The sequence below is a fragment of the Paulownia witches'-broom phytoplasma genome, assembly GCF_019396865.1.
Lineage (GTDB): Bacteria > Bacillota_I > Bacilli_A > Acholeplasmatales > Acholeplasmataceae > Phytoplasma > Phytoplasma asteris.
Genome location: NZ_CP066882.1, coordinates 559,221 through 580,792, shown reverse-complemented (window position 1 = coordinate 580,792; position 21,572 = coordinate 559,221). Strand labels below are relative to the sequence as shown.

The 21,572-nt window shown below is 25.1% G+C and carries 25 protein-coding genes and 5 pseudogenes; 19 read left to right on the top strand and 11 right to left on the bottom strand.

Translation table 11 applies throughout. The annotated features are described in order from the left end of the window. Positions 1–16: 16 nt before the first annotated feature. The 5 genes and pseudogenes from HGD80_RS05080 (at position 17) to HGD80_RS03095 (ending at position 2,334) form a co-directional block, all read left to right on the top strand. Complete coding sequence (locus HGD80_RS05080; protein ID WP_225904309.1) at positions 17–190, top strand: hypothetical protein; 174 nt, start codon at positions 17–19, stop codon at positions 188–190. Positions 191–272: 82 nt separating this feature from the next. Further along, positions 273–443: a hypothetical protein gene (locus tag HGD80_RS03110; RefSeq protein ID WP_225904308.1), complete on the top strand. Its 171-nt coding sequence runs from the start codon at positions 273–275 to the stop codon at positions 441–443. 96 nt (positions 444–539) lie between these two features. Further along, positions 540–833 (top strand): hypothetical protein, encoded by a 294-nt coding sequence (locus HGD80_RS03105; protein WP_219474393.1) that lies wholly within the window; start codon positions 540–542, stop codon positions 831–833. 347 nt (positions 834–1,180) lie between these two features. Next, positions 1,181–1,777 (top strand): annotated as a pseudogene (locus HGD80_RS03100) (sigma-70 family RNA polymerase sigma factor). A gap of 167 nt (positions 1,778–1,944) precedes the next feature. Next, positions 1,945–2,334, top strand: coding sequence for a hypothetical protein (locus HGD80_RS03095; protein WP_219474391.1), 390 nt, complete (start codon positions 1,945–1,947; stop codon positions 2,332–2,334). A 6-nt stretch (positions 2,335–2,340) separates the two neighbouring features. On the opposite strand, the gene HGD80_RS03090 is transcribed toward HGD80_RS03095, so the two are convergent. Beyond that, positions 2,341–2,481: a hypothetical protein gene (locus tag HGD80_RS03090; RefSeq protein ID WP_219474389.1), complete on the bottom strand. Its 141-nt coding sequence runs from the start codon at positions 2,479–2,481 to the stop codon at positions 2,341–2,343. Between the two features lie 360 nt (positions 2,482–2,841). Here HGD80_RS03090 and nrdE point away from each other — a divergent pair, with 360 nt between their 5' ends. The 12 genes and pseudogenes from nrdE (at position 2,842) to HGD80_RS03030 (ending at position 13,951) form a co-directional block, all read left to right on the top strand. Next, positions 2,842–5,385 carry a class 1b ribonucleoside-diphosphate reductase subunit alpha gene (nrdE, locus tag HGD80_RS03085; RefSeq protein WP_219475616.1) on the top strand — a complete coding sequence of 848 codons (2,544 nt, stop codon included), beginning with the start codon at positions 2,842–2,844 and terminating at the stop codon, positions 5,383–5,385. A 321-nt stretch (positions 5,386–5,706) separates the two neighbouring features. Further along, a complete protein-coding gene (gene nrdF, locus HGD80_RS03080; protein ID WP_011160430.1) occupies positions 5,707–6,759 on the top strand; it encodes a class 1b ribonucleoside-diphosphate reductase subunit beta in 1,053 nt (350 codons plus the stop codon). 531 nt (positions 6,760–7,290) lie between these two features. Beyond that, positions 7,291–7,434 carry a hypothetical protein gene (locus tag HGD80_RS03075; RefSeq protein WP_219474387.1) on the top strand — a complete coding sequence of 48 codons (144 nt, stop codon included), beginning with the start codon at positions 7,291–7,293 and terminating at the stop codon, positions 7,432–7,434. 561 nt (positions 7,435–7,995) lie between these two features. Then, on the top strand, positions 7,996–8,250 hold the full coding sequence (locus HGD80_RS03070; protein ID WP_219474386.1) for a hypothetical protein: 255 nt from the start codon (positions 7,996–7,998) through the stop codon (positions 8,248–8,250). A gap of 423 nt (positions 8,251–8,673) precedes the next feature. Then, on the top strand, positions 8,674–9,099 hold the full coding sequence (locus tag HGD80_RS03065) for a hypothetical protein (protein WP_219474384.1): 426 nt from the start codon (positions 8,674–8,676) through the stop codon (positions 9,097–9,099). 184 nt (positions 9,100–9,283) lie between these two features. Next, positions 9,284–9,929 (top strand): annotated as a pseudogene (locus tag HGD80_RS03060) (sigma-70 family RNA polymerase sigma factor). A 192-nt stretch (positions 9,930–10,121) separates the two neighbouring features. Then, a pseudogene (locus HGD80_RS03055) lies at positions 10,122–10,452 on the top strand (single-stranded DNA-binding protein). A 300-nt stretch (positions 10,453–10,752) separates the two neighbouring features. Then, positions 10,753–11,045 (top strand): annotated as a pseudogene (locus HGD80_RS05720) (DNA adenine methylase). Between the two features lie 127 nt (positions 11,046–11,172). Then, positions 11,173–11,364: a DNA adenine methylase gene (locus HGD80_RS05070; RefSeq protein WP_225904307.1), complete on the top strand. Its 192-nt coding sequence runs from the start codon at positions 11,173–11,175 to the stop codon at positions 11,362–11,364. Further along, a complete protein-coding gene (locus tag HGD80_RS05065) occupies positions 11,342–11,587 on the top strand; it encodes a hypothetical protein (protein WP_225904306.1) in 246 nt (81 codons plus the stop codon). The genes HGD80_RS05070 and HGD80_RS05065 overlap by 23 nt, the downstream gene beginning before the upstream one ends. A gap of 109 nt (positions 11,588–11,696) precedes the next feature. After that, positions 11,697–11,987 carry an HU family DNA-binding protein gene (locus HGD80_RS03035; protein WP_219474381.1) on the top strand — a complete coding sequence of 97 codons (291 nt, stop codon included), beginning with the start codon at positions 11,697–11,699 and terminating at the stop codon, positions 11,985–11,987. A 42-nt stretch (positions 11,988–12,029) separates the two neighbouring features. After that, positions 12,030–13,951 (top strand): annotated as a pseudogene (locus tag HGD80_RS03030) (AAA family ATPase). A 128-nt stretch (positions 13,952–14,079) separates the two neighbouring features. Here HGD80_RS03030 and HGD80_RS05060 read toward each other — a convergent pair. The 10 genes from HGD80_RS05060 to HGD80_RS03000 all read right to left on the bottom strand — a co-directional run bounded on the left by HGD80_RS05060 (position 14,080) and on the right by HGD80_RS03000 (position 20,531). Then, positions 14,080–14,529: a hypothetical protein gene (locus tag HGD80_RS05060; protein ID WP_225904305.1), complete on the bottom strand. Its 450-nt coding sequence runs from the start codon at positions 14,527–14,529 to the stop codon at positions 14,080–14,082. 160 nt (positions 14,530–14,689) lie between these two features. After that, positions 14,690–14,896: a hypothetical protein gene (locus HGD80_RS05055; RefSeq protein ID WP_225904304.1), complete on the bottom strand. Its 207-nt coding sequence runs from the start codon at positions 14,894–14,896 to the stop codon at positions 14,690–14,692. Continuing rightward, positions 14,896–15,867, bottom strand: a complete 972-nt coding sequence (locus HGD80_RS05050) for a hypothetical protein (RefSeq protein WP_225904303.1) — start codon at positions 15,865–15,867, stop codon at positions 14,896–14,898. The genes HGD80_RS05055 and HGD80_RS05050 overlap by 1 nt, the downstream gene beginning before the upstream one ends. 47 nt (positions 15,868–15,914) lie before the next feature. Beyond that, positions 15,915–17,192 (bottom strand): UvrD-helicase domain-containing protein, encoded by a 1,278-nt coding sequence (locus tag HGD80_RS05045; RefSeq protein ID WP_225904302.1) that lies wholly within the window; start codon positions 17,190–17,192, stop codon positions 15,915–15,917. Positions 17,193–17,331: 139 nt separating this feature from the next. After that, complete coding sequence (locus HGD80_RS03020; RefSeq protein ID WP_219474379.1) at positions 17,332–18,363, bottom strand: DUF2963 domain-containing protein; 1,032 nt, start codon at positions 18,361–18,363, stop codon at positions 17,332–17,334. Positions 18,364–18,394: 31 nt separating this feature from the next. Next, a complete protein-coding gene (locus HGD80_RS03015; protein WP_225904301.1) occupies positions 18,395–19,054 on the bottom strand; it encodes a hypothetical protein in 660 nt (219 codons plus the stop codon). Further along, positions 19,032–19,391, bottom strand: coding sequence for a hypothetical protein (locus tag HGD80_RS03010; RefSeq protein WP_225904300.1), 360 nt, complete (start codon positions 19,389–19,391; stop codon positions 19,032–19,034). The genes HGD80_RS03015 and HGD80_RS03010 overlap by 23 nt, the downstream gene beginning before the upstream one ends. Then, complete coding sequence (locus HGD80_RS05040; protein WP_225904299.1) at positions 19,346–19,501, bottom strand: hypothetical protein; 156 nt, start codon at positions 19,499–19,501, stop codon at positions 19,346–19,348. Before HGD80_RS05040 ends, HGD80_RS03010 begins: the two co-directional genes overlap by 46 nt. Before the next feature lie 21 nt (positions 19,502–19,522). Further along, complete coding sequence (locus tag HGD80_RS05035; RefSeq protein ID WP_225904298.1) at positions 19,523–20,146, bottom strand: hypothetical protein; 624 nt, start codon at positions 20,144–20,146, stop codon at positions 19,523–19,525. Between the two features lie 214 nt (positions 20,147–20,360). Further along, positions 20,361–20,531, bottom strand: coding sequence for a hypothetical protein (locus tag HGD80_RS03000; protein WP_219475653.1), 171 nt, complete (start codon positions 20,529–20,531; stop codon positions 20,361–20,363). Positions 20,532–20,718: 187 nt separating this feature from the next. Here HGD80_RS03000 and HGD80_RS02995 point away from each other — a divergent pair, with 187 nt between their 5' ends. Together HGD80_RS02995 and HGD80_RS02990 are read left to right on the top strand one after the other, a co-directional pair. Continuing rightward, positions 20,719–21,186, top strand: coding sequence for a hypothetical protein (locus tag HGD80_RS02995; protein WP_318839866.1), 468 nt, complete (start codon positions 20,719–20,721; stop codon positions 21,184–21,186). Between the two features lie 152 nt (positions 21,187–21,338). Continuing rightward, on the top strand, positions 21,339–21,566 hold the full coding sequence (locus tag HGD80_RS02990) for a hypothetical protein (RefSeq protein ID WP_225904297.1): 228 nt from the start codon (positions 21,339–21,341) through the stop codon (positions 21,564–21,566). Positions 21,567–21,572 lie beyond the last annotated feature (6 nt).

The window sequence follows — 21,572 nt, the reverse complement described above, 5'->3', positions numbered from 1 at the left end:
TAATGTAATTATGGTGATGGAAAATAATAATCTTTTAAAAATAATTTATAACATTAAAAGTAAAAATATTAACGAAAAAAGTAAACCTATAAAAATTTCTTACTATGTTAATGATAAAAATTTATCATTAGAAGATATGGTTAAAAAAATTGATATAATAAATTCAAAAAAACCAATTAGTAGATTATAAAAAAATAAAAAAGGATAAACGATAAAAATGCAAGAATTAAAACAATATTTTAAAATTTTTTTTTTGTTTAATCAGTATTATTATGTCCATTGGTATTGCTTTTTATTTTACTAATCATAATAATTTAAAAGAAAATATTAATTTGAACAGTGAACATCTAAAAAACAATATTAATCAAGTTGAAAAGAAAGTAGATGAATTAAGAAAAGAAACTAATGACAATTTCAATAAAATAGATAAAAAAAATTGGTAAATTAACAGAAACAATTATGAATATTAAAGGAAATAATAAATAAGATAGGTTATAAAAATGGATTTAAGAAAAAATTTATCTAAATATATCCTTTATATGTTTTATATTTCGATGATGATTTTATCTAATGTTATTGTTGTTAAAACTTTTTTATTTTTTCAAACCCAAAATAAAATTACAAAACTAAATCAAAGTAATTGTAATGAAATGAAAAAACAAATTAAAAAATTAGAATCAGACCTTACTGATTTAAAAATATTAATAAATGAATTTTTAGAAAAAAAACAAAAACAAATAGAAAATTTAGAATCTCAAAAAGAAATTATAAAACAAAAAAACATTAACAAAAAAATAACTAACTTTAATACAATTCTAGAAGAAACAAAATAATTTAATATAAAAATTTTATTTTTCATAATATTTACAAAGACTCTTCAGGGTCTTTTTTTATTTTGCATTCAAAAATTAGTAAGGAAAATAAACTACCTAACTGGTCAGGCCATAAACAAAATTAGGCAACATGTTCATTACAATTTTAAACACAACTGTTTCTTAAAAAACTATTTCACAAACCATATTAAATTAGGAGGTTATGAACTGTTCCAAAAGTTTAGACACTTTTATTTTTTAAAAACACTTCTTTAAGACTAACTATTAAGTTAGTCTTTTTTTCTTTTCTAAGACTAAAAAAAATAATTTCTTATCTTTTCTAAAAACGTTTTTTAGAAAGGGATTAAATGTTAAGAGAAGAATTATTTAAAGATTTTTTAAAAAATAAAAAGAATTTAACAATTCGTTATCAACTAATCGATTTACATTTGCCATTAGTAAATAAATTAGTTAAGCAATTTAAATATTATCCGCGTGTACTTCAAAAAGAGGATTTATACCAAGAAGGGGTTTTAGGATTTAGATAATTATGTAGATTTAGGTTATGGCTTTATCGCTTATGCTACTCCAACCATCAAATCGGAAATAAGAGAAATAATAAGAAAAAGCCATTCTCCTTCAATCCCACAAAAAAATCATAAAAAGGATAATCTTTCTTTTCAAGAAGATTTTTGTGAACCATATCAAATAAATAAACTAAATCCCCATCAATTATGGCTCAAACAAGTTAATCATGAAATTTTTTTAAAAAAAATGAAAGCTAAATTAATCGAAACCGAATTCAAAATTATCCATTTAAGTTTTGGTGTTCCTTTAGGAAATATATCAACGAAGATTATCAAAGATGTTATACCAACAACGAAATAGCTGAAAAACTTAATTTATCTTTAAAACAAATAGAAAATATTAAAAACATCGCTATCAAAAAATTAAAAAAACGTTAAAACCCATCGCTTGTCCGTAATGACGTTAAACAGTTATTCGAAACAATAAAAAAACCAGATTACTTTCAAAGTAATCTTTTTTTGTATCAAAACTCAACATAAAAAGTTTTATTTATTAATAATGAAATTTATTTATCAATAATTAAAAAAAGTAAAGAAGATAAAAAATGAAAACAAACAAAAAAATATTATTAGAATTTTTGCCACCAATAACATATTTATTAGATGAAGCAAAAAATTTAATTTATCGTGAATTTTTAGATGCTGTAAATGAAATTTTTTGGAATGTAGAAGTTTCAGATGAAATCGAACATTCAAAAAATTTAACTGATGATGACAAAGAAGAAATTAATTACTTTTTATCATCAATTCAACATTATTTTTACAAACTTAAAGATGACATTAGTAAAAATGTGTTTGAATCACTTAATGATGAAGTTAATAATTTATTAGAATATTGTAAAGATGAAAACATTGGAATTGTTTATGAAAATGACGATGATGACTACGAAAACAACGACGATAACGATGATGATCTAACTGTTTCATTTTTTTAAGACAACTTAATATTTTTTAATAATATAAAGACCAACTTTTGAGTTGGTCTTTTTTTTAAAGAGTTTTCTTGCATTTCTAAAAGCCCATTTGCATGTTTTATCCCCTCCTACATTCATGTTTTTCTTACTTTGTTTTTCATTTTGCATCTGCTCAATTACCTAAATAGTTTGGTAGCTTAAATATTTATTCTATACTGGGACGAATTATTTTGACGAATAAGCCTTTTCTAAAATATGTTTTTTAAGCCATTTAATGCTGCTATATTTTTTTCTTTTGATATAATATTAATATAAAATACATATTATTAGAATAATAATATAATGCATGCAAATTTAATTTATTATTTAAAATACGTAATATATTTGATAGTAAGCTAACTTATTTCAAACAATTTTAACTTTTTCATGTATTAAATTAACTGAAATGCATTATTGAAATGCAAATATGAATTAAATCAAACTGCAAAAAAAATCACAAAAAAGCCAAAGAAGCAAAAGGAGTTTTTAATGCCAGCCTTATTTCCCAAAAAAATTAAAGTTATTTATGATGGTCTCTTTCAAGGTCAAGTTTATGAAATGGCTCAAAGTTTAGACTTTTCCTTTCAACATATCCAAGATGCCCTTTCCAAATTAACCGATGAAAACGTTTTTTTACTTACTCGCAGTGTGAAATTTGGACAAGTATCTGATGATGCCAAAACTTTTTTAGACAAAAACGCTACCAAAGTAATAGGTGTTGCTGTGTCTGGCAATAAAAATTGGGGCAAAAACTATGGCAAAGCAGGCGACACCATCGCTTCTACTTACAATGTGCCTTTGGTTCTCAAATTCGAAGGTTCGGGCATGCCAGAAGAAAGAGCTTTTTTAAAAAAATGGCTTGCTTGCTATTGTAACGACCAAAAATTGCCTTCTTATCAATCCCAAACACAAGCACAACTTCAAACACTCACCCCAAAAAAAACCGTCTTGCCACCTTGGATTACACTCAACAATCAAATTATTGACGAACAAGGAAACATCAAAGACCTCAATAAAGATAAAGAAGCTTTACAAAGTTTTTTGCAAGAAGGAGTTTTGCCCAAACTAAAACGTTTTGCCACTTTGCAAGAAAAATTAACTTTTTTACAAGAAAACGAATATTATGAAAGTGCTTTTTTGCAAAAATACACCCACTCGCAAATTAAAGAAATCTACCAAATTGCCTACCAAAAAAATTTCACTTTCCCAACTTTTATGGGAGCTTTCAAATTTTACCACGATTACGCTCTTAAAACTCGTAACAAACAACACTATTTAGAAACCTACGAAGACCGCTTGTCAGTAAACGCCCTTTATCATGCCAAAGGTGACTTTGAAATTGCCAAACGCCTCATTGTATCCTTAATCAACCAAGACTTTACTCCTGCAACTCCCACTTTGCTCAACACAGGCAAAAAACATCGTGGCGAATTTGTCTCTTGCTTTTTGTTAGAAGCTGGTGACTCTTTAAACGACATTGCCCGCATTAATGAATTTTCGATGCAACTTTCCAAAATTGGCGGTGGCGTTTCGATTAACATCACTAATTTGCGTGCCAAAGGTGAATCTATCAAAGGCATCAAAGGCGTGTGTAAAGGTGTTGTAGGTGTGTGCAAATTATTAGACCACAGTTTCCGTTATGCTGATCAAATGGGACAACGTACAGGTGCTGGCGCTGTTTATTTGAACGTTTTTCACTCCGATATCATTGATTTTTTAAGTACGAAAAAATTAAGCGCTGACGAGGATGTTCGTGTCAAAACTTTATCTTTGGGCGTTGTAGTTCCTAATAAAATGATTGAACTTGCCCGCAACAACGAAGTTATGTATACCTTTTTCCCGCACACTGTTTTCTTAGAATACGGCAAAAATTTTGCTGACATCGCAGTTGATATGGACTATTGGTACGATATTTTAGTTGCCAATCCCAAAGTGCAAAAAAAAGCCATCAATCCACGCCAACTCTTAGAACTTATTGCCCACATGCAAGGCGAATCAGGCTATCCTTACTTAATGTTTTGCGACAACACCAATCAAGCAAACACTTCCGATCTGAAAGTCAAGTTTTCTAATTTATGTACTGAAATCCTCCAACCCACTATCACTTCACATTACAAAGATTACCATCAAACCCAACAAGACGAAATTGGTATGGACGTTTCATGTAATCTAGCATCAGGACACATGGGAAACATGATTACTAACAATACCATTCAAGAAACTGTTTTTATGGCGATGGAAGTAATGAACTGTGTTTCTGAAAACACTAACATTAGTTATGTGCCAGCTGTTGCCAAAGCTAATTTTCTTAACCGCAGTGTAGGTTTTGGAATTATGGGTCATCACGGTTTTTTAGCTCAAAATTACATTGCTTTTGGAAGTGAAGAAAACAAAGATTTAATTGATGTTTTTTTCAATGCCGTTAATTTTTACAGCCTTCTTCATTCTTGCAATAAAGCTAAAACCACAGGTAAAAAGTTTTATCGTTTTGAACAATCCAAATACGCTGATGGTAGTTATTTTGACAATCGCGGTGAAATTTTACCCAAAACTGCCAAAATCAAAAAAATGTTCCAAAACATCACCTTGCCCACGCAAAACGATTGGCACCAACTCAAACAAGATGTTATGCAATTTGGGCTCTACAATTCTCATCGCCTCGCAGTGGCTCCAAACGGCTCAATTGGATACATTATGGGAGCAACTCCTTCTTTGACTCCTGTAAAACAATTAGTAGAGGAACGCACCTATGGCAACTCCAAAACTTACTGTCCAATGCCTGCCTTAAAACAAACTTCCTTTATGTACAACACTGCTTATAAAATGAACAAATACGACCTCATTGATGTTATTGCCATTGCCCAAAAGCACGTTGATCAAGGTATTTCGTTTGAACTTGGTATTACATCTGATATTACTACGCGTGAATTACAAAAATACTATCTTTATGCTCATCATAAAAAGATAAAAACCCTTTATTACACACGAACCCAAAAGCTAAAAATTAATGAATGTGAGGCTTGTGGTGTTTAAAAACACCCTATAAAACCGAATAAAAAATAATTAATGGAATAAAACTTTCATTAATACACTATATTTATAAATCTCAGGCAATTTTGATTGCTTCTCGTACTTGGTTTTTGTGATTTTGTTTTTGCTAAAATAAGGCTATCAAATGGATAGTCTTTTTTTATTCTTAACAACGATTATTTCTTGCCTCAACCCTTTTTATATCAAAATAAATACCTTCATTATTTTCCAAATTACAATCCCAAATCACAACCCTTTCAATTTTATCCCAATTAATTTATACTAAAAAATTCAAAAACCCTAAAAGCAAAAAGGAGTAAATCAATGAAAACCAAAAATTCCCAACCCCACCCAACTTCTAAAAGCCCTTTTCAAGGAGCTAACTGGAATGTGTTAGAAGACAAATATACCCATTTTTTTTATGAACAAAATTTAAGCCAATTTTGGCGTCCTGAAGATATCAGTTTGCAAGGTGATCTTGCTGCTTGGAGTGAACTTACCTTAGAAGAAAAAACTGCTTATTCCCGCAATCTTTTAGTTCTTACTTTTTTAGATACTTATCAAGGTGATTTGGGTATGCCTGTTATTGCTCGTTCGTTAGAAGAACATGAACACCAAAAAAAAGCTACCCTTAATTTTATGGGAGCTATGGAAAATGCAGTACATGCTAAAAGTTATTCTAATATTTTTATGAGCTATTTAACTAACAAAGAAATTAATCAACTTTTTTTGTGGGGCAACCAGCAAACAAGCCTTCAAACTATGATGCAAGTAATTGTAAAAGTTTATGAGGCTTTGGAAGACCAAATTTATTTGAAAAAACAATCCTCCTTGCAATTTAGTGAATTGGAATTTAAAAAAACTCAGTGGCAAGCTATGGCAGTATCGGTTTTTTTAGAAACTTGGTTGTTTTACAGTGGTTTTTACTATTCTTTATATTTTTATGGTCAAGGTAAATTGATGCAATCAGGAGAAATTATTAATTTAATTATTCGTGATGAAAGTATTCATGGTGTTTATGTGGGGCGTCTTGCAACTGAAATTTATCAACTGTTTGATAAGCCTACCCAACAAACTTTAAAAACATGGTTAGATGATTTGATGCAACAACTCTATCAAGCCCAAACGTCCTTAGTCCATGCCATTTATCATAAACTAAATTTAGAAGATGATGTTAATAAATTTGTGCGTTATAATGCCAATAAAGCTTTAATGAATTTGGGATTTGATGCTTTTTTTCCATCCGAAAATGTAAATCCTGTTATCATTAATGGACTTAATACTGAGACTAAAACTATGGATAACTTTTCTATGAAGGGAAACGGTTATCAAAAAATGCGCTCTGAGGCGTTGCAAGATGAAGATTTTTATTTTTAAGACACAATCAACAATAAAAAAAAAGACTAGTTTTTAAACTAGCTTTTTTTGTTTTAAAAAACATTTAATTTTATCATAATTCCTTTCTTTTTATACTAAAATAAGTATTTTTGTGTTGCAAACTTTCTTTTCAGTGGTAAAATAAAATAAATTCATTTGCGTTTTTTTGGTAAGAAAAAAACATATCAATGAGGGAAAGATTAAAAAGGAGGTTATAAAACATGTTACAAGAAAATAAAACATGCGAATGTAATAAATAATTTGCTGTTTTTTTTGTTTCTTATGTGTTTTATAATTTTGTAATTTATCATTTCTAACAAAAAATTAATTCATAATTTATTATATTTATTGTTATAAATATTTATCATTACTCTTATCCTTTATTTTGTTGCACTAATCTATCCCAAAGAAAATAACTTATTTTATTCCAAATATATAACTTTCAAATCAAACCCAAACCTAAATCATTTTCGCCATAAATTTATTTTAGAAAACAAACAACTTATAAATTCTAAAAAAGAGGTATTTAATATGGGCTTTTTTGAATACTTAATTGATCCTTCTAAAAGAGTAAAAAAAATATTAAAACCACGTAATCCTGATGACGATATTACTTTTTTAGTACAAGAAAAAATTGAAAAAATTAAAAATCAAAAAAAATTACCAATTAAGTAAAAAAATCAAATTAGTAACTCATAATACTGTTTTTTATTAAATTTTTTATTTTATCATGTGTTTTTGTATTTGTTGGGTTATCTGCTTATCTTTTTTTCAAAACCGAATCTAATATTTATAAATATTTAGAATTTATTAAATCTTTAAAATTAAAAATTTATATTATTGATATCTCTGCATTTTGTCAACTTGCTATTGATGATTTATTAAAAGTAAATAATATAGATGCTAAAATAAAACTTTATTTTGGTATCTTAATGGTGCCCTGGGGTTTGATTTTTAGCAATTTCATCATTTCTTGTAGGCATTGGGCTTTATCTTTTCAATCCTTTATTAAAATTTGGGATTTCATTATTTGCTTTAGTTTCAGGTTTTATTTTTATAGGTTTTGTCCCTACTCTCTTGGAATTAAATAATGATCCTTTTTTAAAATCTTTGTCTTTGGTTGATCATAATCCCTATTATAGAAACTTCCTTAATTGTTGCTTTTGCCACTTATTTATATAATATTAAAAAAACTCAATTTAGTCCTCAATTTCGTTTGCAAACCAAAATCCTTTTATGATTTCTTTTTTTGGTACAATATTATTAGCTTTATTTGGTTTGGGTATCAATTTACAAAATCCATGGACTATTTTTGTTTCTTTATTGTGGTCTTTTTTTAATTTAATTATAGGTATTTTAATGTGGACTATTACTTTAGAAAATCTCGATCTTTTTGTAAAAGAACAAATTCCTAAAAAATATGAATGGTTTATTATATGTCTTTTGTTTGGTAGTTTTTTCAAATTTTTCTTTCTGTTTTTAAAATTTTAACATGCTTTGCATTGTTATTTAAAGAAAAATAACTTTTGGCACTAAAATTAAATATTTTATATTATTAAATATTTATATAAATACGCTATAAACATGATATAATAAAAATAATTCATCACGATAATGTATAAAGAAATTATGGACGATTATATTATGTGTTGTGAACTAGATAATTATTTGATTGATTTATATATTTTTATAAATTCAATAAAATGGTGGTGGTTTATATGAAAGTAATCAATCTTTTTTAATTAATATTTTAATTATGCTAAATATAAAATACATAATAAAATAAAATTTAAAAAGAGGTTATATTGTTTTTATTAAAAAAACTTTATTTTAAGAAATTACAATTATTTAGTTTTTTATTTTTAATATTATTCTATTCATTTACAAGTTCTAAAGTTATGGCTTTTAATCCTGATGATTATGAACCAAGATTATTCTCAAAAACATAATGTATTTGATTGGCGTCATTCCGATGGGAATACTTTTTCAGATAATGCTAGAGTTTTTTATGGTCTTTCAGGAATCAAACCCATTCCTTGTCATTCATATAAAGAATTTGTAAATGCAAATCATTTAATAAAAAATACTGCTTTAATAGCAAGTAATTTTGTCCCAATTCCTGGTTTTAAAAAAGTAGTTAGCTTTGGGTTTGATGCTAAAGATGAATTTTTGCCAAGTTCTAAAATTGCTATGTTTAACGATGTGCTAGATTATCATTTTAATTCAAATGTAGAACAAGGTTTTTTCTTTTTTGATCTTTCTCAATTAGACGAAATTAAACAAGTAGAACTTACTTTTTGTGATTGTACTACAGATTCTACCCTTTTTAGAAATAGCTAAAGATTTTTTTGAAGGAATAATAGATAACAATTTCGAAGCAACTGAACTGTTCCAAAACTTTAGACACTTTTTATTACTTTTTAAAAATTCTTGAAGACTAACTATTAAGTTAGTTTTTTTTGTTTCAAAGACTAAAAAAAATAATTTCTTATCTTTTCTAAAAACGTTTTTAGAAAGGGATTAAATGTTAAGAGAAGAATTATTTAAAGATTTTTTAAAAAACAAAAAGAATTTAGAAATACGAAATCAATTAATCGAGATTTACATTTGCCATTAGTAAATAAATTAGTTAAGCAATTTAAATATTATTCGCGTGTCCTTCAAAAAGAGGATTTATACCAAGAATGGGTTTTAGGATTAATCAAAGCCCTCAATCATTACCAAGATTTAGGTTATGACTTTATCGCTTATGCTACTCCAACCATCAAATCGGAAATAAGAGAAATAATAAGAAAAAGCCATTCTCCTTCAATCCCACAAAAAAATCATAAAAAGGATAATCTTTCTTTTCAAGAGGATTTTTGTGAACCATATCAAATAAATAAACTAAATCCTCATCAATTATGGTTAAAACAAGTTAAGCATGAAAATTTTTTAAAAAAATGAAAGCTAAATTAAGCGAAACCGAATTCAAAATTATCCATTTAAGTTTTGGTGTTCCTTTAAGGAATATCAATGAAGATTATCAAAGATGTTATACCAACGCCGAAATCGCTGAAAAACTCCATTTATCTTTAAAACAAATAGAAAATATTAAAAACATCGCTATCAAGAAATTAAAAAAAACGTTAACCTTTCTCGTCCGTAATGACGTTAAACTAGTTATTTGAAACAATAAAAAAAAAGATTACTTTCAAAGTAATCTTTTTTTTATATCAAAACCAAACATAAAACTTTTGAAACAACAGTAATAAACGATTCCAACATCAACAAATTAGATAATCGTCCAATACATTTATTTTCAAAAGTTTTAATAATGAAAAAATTAAAAAATATATCAAAAAAGAAGGAAAAATAAAATTATGTTAAATAAAGTTCAATTAATCGGCCGTCTCAGCCATAATTTAGAAAAACAATATATTAACAGTAATAACGAACAAATCCCTAAAATCGATTTTCAATTAGCTCTTAACATGAAAGATAAAACCCAATTTATCCCTTGTGTAGTTTTTAGAAATCAAGCCGAAAACATGAAGAAATATTTACATAAAGGTTCGAAAATTTATCTTGAAGGGCTTTTATCCATTCAAAAATATACGAATAAATGAAGGTCAAACTAAAACTAACACTAAAGTTATTCTTCAAAACGTGATCTTTTTAGATAATAAACCTCAAGAAACTTTACCTTTTTAAAAAAATAGATTTAATAACAACAAAATAAACTTTAATCATCTAACCCCTTTTCAAAAGGGGTTTTTTATTTCAAAAAAACACACAATTATTGGTAAGGACACCAAAAGAAATAAAAAAATAAAGGAGACAAAATAAAAAAAAGATATCCTATTTTATTAACCATTCCCTATTTATTTTTCATCATCAGTAATATCATGGCCTTATTTTTCAATTTTGAATTAGGATTACAATTTAACGCTACAATCGCCATCTTTTCTGATATTTTCTTTTTATTTTATTTATGGAATAAGGAGAAGAAAGATGAAAATCAATTGGATTGGATGTAAGAAAAAACTTTTACCACAAATTATTGCTCATTTACCTTCTAAATTTAAAACCTATTACGAACCTTTTTAGGAAGCGGGGTTCTTTATTTTTACTTAAAACCATCAAAAGCGATTTTAAACGATAATGATCACCAATTAATCACTATGTGGAAACAAAGTCTCCAAAATCCCCATCATTTTGTTAACAAGGTCAAAGCCATAGAAAATTATATTTACCAAAATATCACAACCAAAAGAACCAAAAACAAGTTTTTAAGCATTTATTAAATCAATATAATCAAAATGCCAAAAAAAAGAAAAAAATTAACCAGGTCAGCCATCTTTTGTGTTTTAAATAAATACGCTTTTCGTGGTATTACTTGTTATGATAAGCAAAGTAATTTAAAAACAAATTTTGGGTATAAACCCAAACAAAAAAACTCCCATCATCAATTTAAACGAATTAGTTACATTCCAAAGACATTTCCAAAAGAAAAAACATGTTTTATATTGTATGGATTTTCGTCAAGTTATCCCCAATAGTCAACAAAGCGATTTTCTTTTTATCGATCCGCCATATTACTATGAAGGGATTAAAGATAAATAGTTTTACCAAAAACCATTTTCTTTTACTTAATCATCAACAATTAACCTTGAAATTACACCAAGCAACCAAAAGGGGAGTCAAATGGTTATATACCAATTACGAAACAACCCCAATTATTAATTTATTTTCAAACTGTAACATCATCAAAATAAAAACAACAACTAGCTATCATTTCACCAATAAAAACATCAATCAAGAAATCATTATTAAAAATTATGAGTAGAAATAAAAATTTTCACCATTATTTACCATCATTCAATTGGATATGAAACTCTATTTTAATTTAAATAACATTAATTTTCAAAAAAAATCAAAAAAGGAGTTAAATCATTATGACAAAAAAAGAATTAATTAAAAAAATAGCTGAGGTAAATAAAACCTCAATTTCAAAAACAGAAGAATTTTATAACTCATTTGAGAATACTCTAATTAAAGCAATCATATCAAATGAAGAAGTGTCTTTATCCTCTAAAATCGTTAAATTCCAATTAAAACCAAGAAAATCCTACATCGGTAGAAACCCTAAAACAAAGAAAAAACTAAAAATCCTTGCCAAAACAGTAGTCATTTTTAAACTTTCCAAAACCATCAAAGATAAAGCGAAAACTTTAATTTTAAAATAACCCAATTATTTTCTTTCAAAAACCTAAGAAAGGAGGTTCTCTATGACATTAAAAAAAATTTATTTGAGTTTGATCGGATTATTAAGTTTAGGTTTCTTGATTTTATTAATCTTTGGCATCACCCATTCTCACCCACCAACTAAAAACCCACCATTAACTAAAAAACCTCCATCAACACAACAACAAGAGATCGACCACCAAATCAAGTTAGAACAAGCCAAAATTCAAGAACTCCAACAAAAAGATCACACCTTAAAAACCCAAATTGATGAAAATGTTCAAACTTTAACCGACATTATTGCCAACATTAAAACTCTGCAAAATGAATTAACTAATAACCCACAATTACCCCCAAGCACGAAAACCCAAAAAAACAACAATTAACAGAATTGAAAAACCAACAACAAACTCAACAAACCTTAGTAAATAATTTAATGGAACAAAGAAAAGCTTTAAACCAAAATCAAAAAGAAAAACAAGAAGAATTAGAAAAATTAGCGCAAGAAAAAGCCCAACACCAAACCCAAGAAAACCTCCAGCAACAAATTTTTCAATTAAATCAAGTCCTTAATTATGTGGAAGCTAATCAAAAAAGAATTGAAGAATTAAAAACTCAAAAAGAATATCGAAAAAATCAAACCGAATTCAAAAATTTCAAGGATTTTCAACTTTTCTTAACTGATCAAAAATTCGCTTTTGAAAAACAAAAGAAAAATTTAACTATCCAATTGAATCATTTAAAATAAAACAAACCTCTTCCTCACACTAAAAAACAAGTGACATTCAAAGATGTATATGGTATGGAAAATGAAAAAGAAGAATTAGAAGACTTATTAACTTATTTTCGCACCAACCAATCTTTAATTAACTTCGATCAAGTCCGCCCCAAAGGTTATTTACTTTATGGTCCACCAGGAACAGGCAAAACCTTCTTAATCAAAGCGCTTTGTGACGAAGCTAATGTTCACTTTATTAACTTAATTCCTTCCAAATTCCGACAAAAATACATTGGTGAAGGGGAAAAAGAAGTGGAGAAAGTGTGGCAAGAAGCAGAAAATCATGATAAAACCATTATCTTTATTGATGAAATTGAAGGTTTAGAAAATCGTAATGATTCCAACATTTCTTCAGGAGGAGTCAATGTGATTAATACTCTTTATTAGATAAATTAGATGGTTTTAATAGTAGTAATAAAAAAATTATCTTAAAGGGAGCGACTAATAACCTTCATAAAATTGATACGGCTTTACGCAGTCGTTTCAGTAAAGAAATCTATATCGGTCATTTAAAAGATCATGAAATTGAAGGTTATTTAAAACATATTATTGTTCCTTATCAAATTAGTTATCATACTTTCTTAGCTTTAAAAGAGATTACCCAAATTATGTCAAGGCAAAAACCTATCTAACCGTGATTTAACCACGATCATCGAAGAAGCTTACAAAAAAACCGCTAAATGGGCTCAACAAAACCCTCAAAACCACGGAGTTATTTTGCCTTCTGATATCGAAGAAGTCTTACAACTAAAATTAAAAACAAAACCCGATCATCAACAAGTGAAAAAACTCCGAACAGCTTGTGAAAATCAATACGCTCAATGGCGAGAAGGATTCAATCAATATTTAGATAAACCCAAAGACGAAACTAAAATTGAATGTCGTTATACCTTTGATGGTTTAAACGGAATTAACTATTACAATCGTCGTCATTATCAAATCCAATCTGAATTAAATGATATTAAAAGTCAATTAACTAAAATCCACCAAGAAAATAAAATTCCACAATTAGAACAAGAGTTAGTCGTTTTAAACCAAACGCTTGACAAATACAAACAAACCATCAAAGATAAAAATCAAGGGGTTTTTTGTAGGCGATTACTGAGTTTTTTCAAAATATTGTTTCTTTTTAAAAAAAATCTTTTTCTTATTACTTATATTATAGCATTAATAATTTTAATAATTTAAAGTTTTTTTAAGTTTTTAAAATTTATAAATAATTTTATTTATTTTTTCCCAACAACAAAAGCCGTCCAATAATTAGACAGCAAAATTAATTAAAAATATTGAATTTAAAATAATTTAATCAAATTAAATTAAGGAGAAAGTTGAAAACTTTGAATATAATTATTTTCAAGATATCTATACCCATATTGACATTTAACTTTATTTAATATTTTAATATCTTTTTTTTCATAATCTTTTTTAAGTTTTAATTTAAGTTTTTGTAACTTAAAATATTTTTTAAAATTCTTATTAAGAAAATGATTTTTTGGTTGAATACTAGATAAATTTAAACTAAAATAATTAGAATTTTGAAATTGATCTGAATTCATATAAGATTTAAACAATAAAGTTAAATTATGTGGAATTTTAATATTTCTTCCATTAACTCTTTGTTTAATATTCCAATCAAATATATTAGAAAAGTTAAAATTAACAATTGGAAATGGACTTAATTCTATTTCTTTAATTATATCATAAGGAAATAATGCCAAAAAAGATTTTTGCGGACAAGTAAAACATGTACGAGAAAATCCAAACAAATGACGACTATAAAAATCAATTCCTTTATTAGAATTTGTTTCAATTAGTTTATCATTTTTAGAAACATATTTACTAACATATGAAACAATTTTATTGACATAATCTTTTTTATCAAAAGTACCTTTATAAAAAGCTTTACATTTACTAATTTCAATTTTTTCAAATAAAAGATTTTTTTGATGGTCTAAAAATTTGAACGTTTTGACTAATTGGATTTAAATGTTTATAATGTTTTATATTATTTTTATTCATAACAGATGCATAAGCATTAGCCCAAAGCAAAGTAATTTTTGGCACTTTAACATTATTTTTCTCGTAATAATTTTGAGGTATTTTAATATTACCTTTTTCATCTATTTTATGCATTAAATAATCATCATAAAAAATACTCTTATTTCCTTTAATAGGTCGGTTTTTAAACCCAAAGCATAATCTTTATCAGTACATAAATAACGTGAGTATACGCCAAAAGAATTTAAAACATCAATATTAAAAATAATATGGTAATGAATAACTCCTAATTTAGTAGTTTCCAAAGACCAAAAATATCGAAAATCTTGCATTTTAGAATAAACCAACTCTTTTTTAGAGAATTGTTGAAATAAACTTGATAAATAATTTTTTCTCACTAAACGAATAAAACGTTTCCTTACTTGCCCCATAATATCAGGTTCATGAGTATATTTTATAGTTTTACCTTGTAAATCATCATAAGGAGCTGTCAAAGTAATAAAAGATATTTTTTTAGAATCTTTGAAATTATATAAAAGTTTATCCTTAGCATTTTGTGAAGAATCTCGATAATGCCTTAAAATTTTTGATTTTGGTTTAATTTCTTGAAATTTATTTTCTTTTAATTGCTTTTTTAAAGAATAATCAAATTTCAAATCATCATCACTTAATGACAAATATCTTTCTTCTTTTTTTTCTTTTGAATGTTTTTTATAACATTTAATTCGTTCCAAAGGTTCAAACATAAAATAATTAAACCCTTTTAAACGAGTTTCATAACCATTATCTTTTTTATTTACTTTATAAATATTTTTAGAAATTTCATTAAATAAAACACATAATTTTAAATAACATTTCTTATAATAAGATTCAGTAATTTGATTAAATTTATGTTGTTTTTCTAATTGGTTAACTTTTTCATTAAAAATTTTAATAGTAGTAGATAATTCATCATAATTTTCTATATCTTTTGAATTAGGTAAACAAATTTTTAAATAATCTAAATCAAAAATTTTATCGTTTAATCCTTTTGTAAAATCATCAGAAATTAATTCTTTTTTTATTAAAGAATAAAAATAATCTATAAAAATAGAAGAATCATTCAAAGTTAAAATTTCAATATCACGTTTAGCACGTGTTATTGCAGTATAAATTATTTTTTTTCTAAAACTTCATCTTGTGATTCCTTTCGATTTTGCCAATCAATTAAATAAACGGATTCTTTTTCATATCCTTTATATCCATGTATAGTTGACAAAACAATTTCATTTTCTTTACTATTATTATAAGATGTAGTAAAAGGAATTTGGTTTTTGTAAAACTCATCTTTAAGTTTTTGTAATTCACCATTACTACGGCAAAGAACAGTTGTAGAATAAATTAAAGATTTTTTAATTTTTTCACACAAATAATTAATTTGTTGATAAAAATTATCAAAAAAAGAAAAATTTATAAAATCTCTATATTTTTTTTCACTAAAAGATAATTGTAAATATTCCTTATTATCAATTAATTCATTAGCTGCTTTAACAATATTAATACCTTTGGAACGATAATTAACATTTAAAAAATGTTTTTCAGGTTTAAAATCTTTTACAAAAAGTTCCAAAATACGTTCACTAGAACCAAAAGAACTATAAATATTTTGAGTATAATCACCAAAACAATATAAAGAATTTGGTTTATTAAATAAAAGTTCTCTTATAATAAAATAATAAAAATAATTTAAATCTTGAAATTCATCAATAAAAACAGGACTATTATAAATTAAACCATTATTTCTTTCAACAAATTCAATAAAATCACTAGTTTCAATTAATAAACCATCAAAATTTATTAAATTATAATAATTTAATTTTTCATTATACAAATTTAATAACAATTCAAAAGATTTTTTTAAAACTTTATCATCAATTTTAATAAATGAATAACAGTTTTCTTTTTGAAAAGTTAAATGTATTAAATTATTTAATTCCTGTAAAAGCTTTCTAAATGAATATTTTCTTTGTTCTTTAAAATACAATTTTAAATCTTGATTTTCTTTTAAAATCAGTTTTAAAATATTTAATTTAGTTTCATCATCAATAAATTTTCGTTGTTTTGCTGTTTCATTAAAAATATTATATTTTAAATAACAAGAATAAGCAAAACTATGAAATGTTCTAATTTCATAATTATCTTTTAAATATTTTTCTAATTCATCATCATTATAAGAAGGATAATCTTCTTTTAATGATGAAAATAATTTATCATAAATAATGTTTTTAGTAGCATTAGTAGCTACCAAAATTAAAGGTTTTTCTTTTTCTTTTTGTCTTAATTTTTCAATTAAAATAGTAGTTTTGCCAGAACCAGCTCCACCATGTATATACATGCAAGAAGCATCTGAATTGATAATATCTTTTTGTTCTTTTGATAAATTAAATAACATCTTATTCTCCTTTATAATATTAAAAACCCCCTAAATCCCCAAAGCGGACTTTATAGGAGGGTGTAATATATTAATTGTAATATTCCTCGGCTGGACGCCTAATTCGCTCTGCTCGTCTTTGGATACTATTATTTATTATCTAAAAATTTATATATCCAGCAATTCTTAATTTATTCAAATCATATGAAGGCCAAACATTTATTATTTGTTGAATACTAATATATCCCATAGATTTTAATTCATACAAATTATATCCAGATCTTTCTAATTTATCTAAATTATATCCAAGATTTTCAAATTCTTTTATACTAATATATCCAACATCTTTTAAATCTTGCAAACTATATCCAACAGATATTAAATGTTCTAAAGTATATTCATTTCTTATTAAATCTGTTATTTTTCTAATGGCATATCCAGCATCTTTTAAATCTTGCAAACTATATCCAACAGATATTAATTGTTCTGAAGTATATCCAGAAGCTTTTAAATCTTTTAAATTAAAAATACGAGATTTTAAAAAAGAAGTTTCTAAATTTTTGTCATTAATAAATATTTTCTTAAAATCTGAAATATTTTTATAAAGTTTAGTTTTGAAAAATTTAACTTTACCGTTTTTATCTATTTCTTTAAATTTTTCTTGACTATCATCAAATTCTTCAATAGAACCATCAATATTTTTACGTTTGATTAATTTTGAATTAATAGGATTATATTCCATCCAAACGCCATCTGATAAGGTTTTTTTGATTAATTTACCGTGTAAACTGAACTCTTCAACATTATTATATTTATCAGTTTTTTTCAACAAAAAACCATTATTTTTATCATATTCCCAAATTGTATCATCTTTATCGATTTTTTTAACTAATTTGTGAGTAAATAAATTATAATATTCTTTTTCTCCATTATCTCTTATGAATTCATAAGGTGCAGATTCTAAATGATTAATTTTATCTTTTAGTTTTTGATTTTCTTGATGTAATTGTTCATTTAATTCCCTTGCTTTTTGTTCAATATCAGTTTTTAATAATATTCTTCTTTCTTCGGTTTCTAAATGATATTTATAAGCAAGCCCACCTATCCAAAACACAAAAAACAGTAATGTTCCGGTAGTAATTAAAAAAGGAATTATTTTATAATGTTTATTGCCTATTCTAAAACTTGACATTTTTAAACCTCTTTTCTATTACTAAAAATAATTAAAGAATTTTTTTAGCATTTTCAAATACCCATAAATATAGGAAATTAATAAAAAATGATAAAACGAAACTCAATATTATTATAACCTTTTTAAACAAAAATAAAAATAATTTTAAAACAATTGAAATAATATCTAATATTCTTAAAACAATTTTAAACAACAAATCACCTATTTTAATGAAAGAGTTTAAAAGAAAACTATTAACTTCTTTTAAAAAATAAATAACAGACCCAACAACAGTAACATTAAAAATGATCTTTGCTATTTCTTTTAATTTTTCCCACATACTTTCACTAGGGTCCATTAATTTTTGACCGGTAAGACTTGTTATAGAACTTTTAATATAACCTATAATACTACCAAAAACATCAATAAAAATTTTTAATATTTGCATTAAAAAATCAAACAATGAACTAAATAATTTTAAAGGATAAATTAAAGTTGTTAATTGTTCCCATATAAAAACAATTGCTTTTTTTATCATATTAAAAATAATTAAAAAATTATTATTCCAACCAACATTAAAACCAAATAAAAAAGATAATTTAGTAAAAAAAATACTATAAAAAATACTATATAATAAATAAAAAAAATCTTTAAAATCAAAGGAAATTAAATATTTTAAAAAATTAAAACTAAAAATCATTTTCAGTGTCATCAACAGATTCCACAATTAAAGGATTTTTTATATTATTTAATTGATTTTTTAATTTTAAATTTTCTTTTAAAATTTCATCTAAATTATTATTTTCTTTATTTTCTTGATTATTATCTTTTTCATCAAAAATACCCTCAGAAAAATTAAGTCCTCCATGTTCTCCAAATTCTTTAATCATTGTTTCAACATGTTTTCTATATATACCTAAGTAATTTCCCATATTTGCCATTAATCTAACTAAGGCACCATATTCACTAATACTAATTTTACCTTTTTTAAGATAATGGTTTACTACATCTCGTAATTCATCACTAAAATCATATTTACTTTTTTCCATTCTTTAATATAAAAATAAAGCCAATAAATAAAAATACCAAAGATAAAAGAAGTAAAAGAAATAAATATTTTAGATTCAACAATATTAATAATTGTTTGTTGTATATCCATCAATTATTCCTTTCTATAAAATTATTTAAAATTATTTAAAATGTTTTCAATATCTTTTTTATATAAATAATTTTGGTTATTATAATTTATAAAATTATTTTTTAATTTCTTTATTAAATCTAATTTTTGAGAATCAATTAAATTAACATATTTAATAATTTCTATTGGCTTTTCAATTTCCTTTATTATTTCAACTGGTTTATTATTTTGTTTAATTATTTCTATTTCTTTATTATTTTTGATAAAAAAATTAATATATAAAAATATACCAATAATTGAACCCATCAATAAACAAAAAAAATTATCAAATAAATTATTTTTTTCATATACTTTTTCAACCTTTTCATAATCTACTTTTTCAAAAAGTAATTTAGGCATAAAGTGAATTATTAAACAATATGAAAGAATACCAATACCAAAAATATCAATGAGAGTTGTAAAAATTTCATGATTAATTTGAAAAAATGAAAATAAACTCGAAAAACCAAATAATACAAAAATGCCAACAAAACTAATTAAAATCATTAAAGCCATTATTACACCAAATAAAGTAAAATCAGCATAATCCACACTTATTCCCAAATCAGTTCCGAAACATTGACAATGTTCGTAAAATTCTTTTTTTATTTTTTGTTTTTTATCCATTTTAAAAAAAACCTTACTTTTAAATTAATTTATTCATATATTATCTCTTAATGAGTGTTTTTTTTAAAAAAAACACTCATTATTTAATCCATGTAATTTTAGTTGCAACAGGAACAATAAAACCAAATTTATAAGCTGCAAATATAAAAATACAACCAAGAGCAATTAAATTTAATATTTGTCTTGAAGTCATTTTTATCCTCCTTTTTATTATTTAGCTATTGATAAATAACCTTTTGAAGCAAAATAAACAATCAAAGGAATAACAATGCCTAATGTAGCCTAATGTAGGTAAAATCCAATATGTAAAAAAACTGCTTAAAGTTAATTTATTTCTTCTAAAAGATTTTTTACTGAAATAAGAACGTCTGTAATTTCTCGCCATTTTAATCTCCTTTTTTATTATTTAATAAGAAAAATATTTTTTAGTATTTAGAAACAATAAGGAAACCAACTTAAAAGTTGGTATTTTTTTAAATGGTTCTTTAATCGCCTACAATATTCAAGAAATCATCGATATTAAAAATAATCTTAAAACTTTTCAAACTCGTGAAGAAAATTTAAGAAAAGAATTGAAATTGGTTGAAAGCCGTCGTGAACTTCAAAAAGAACCCTCTAACCTCGCTAACTACATCAAAGACCGTCATCCCTTCGACCGTTGGAATAACAGAGGTTTAACTTATGAGAAAACCTCAGTGAATGGATTTGAATTTTCTAGTTTTTATAAAGAAGATGACAGTCAATTATATTTATATTTTAGATTAGAAAAACAACTCAAAGAAGACTCAAGCGGTAATTGCTTAATCCTTAAATATAAAGGCCCTAAACACATCTTATACGACGACAAAGACTATTACCTTGGTCACGCTCATGTTTCCAACTCCAATTTCAAATTAACCGATTTCCACCTCCACTTCAACCCAAAAAGAAAAACTTTATCCCTTTACCAAGATAAACACAATAATGATAAAGCCGAAGAAACAGAAATGAAAAAAACCATCCTGGATGGACATAAAAACATTAACTTTCAAATATATTAAAAAATTAAAGGAGATTTAATAAAAAATGTTTAAATTCAATTTTATCCCCCTATCAAAAGACTCTCATTTAGAGTCTTTTTTATTTTAAAAAAACTTTTAAAACCAAAGGAGAAAACAGAAATGGAAATTATTCAAAAATATTCACCTTATATTTGTTTAATAATTTTTTTACTTTAACAACAATTATCATCTTTAATTTCAACAATCATAATTTAAAACTTCAAAACAATCATCTAAAACAAAAAATTAACCTTATTGAAAAGGAAATAGATAAATTTCAACAAGAAACCCAAAGTAATTTTAAAAAAATTAATGAAAATATAGATAAATTAGAAAAAATGATAATAAATCAAAATAAATCCAACAAAGAAAGCGAGTAAAATCAT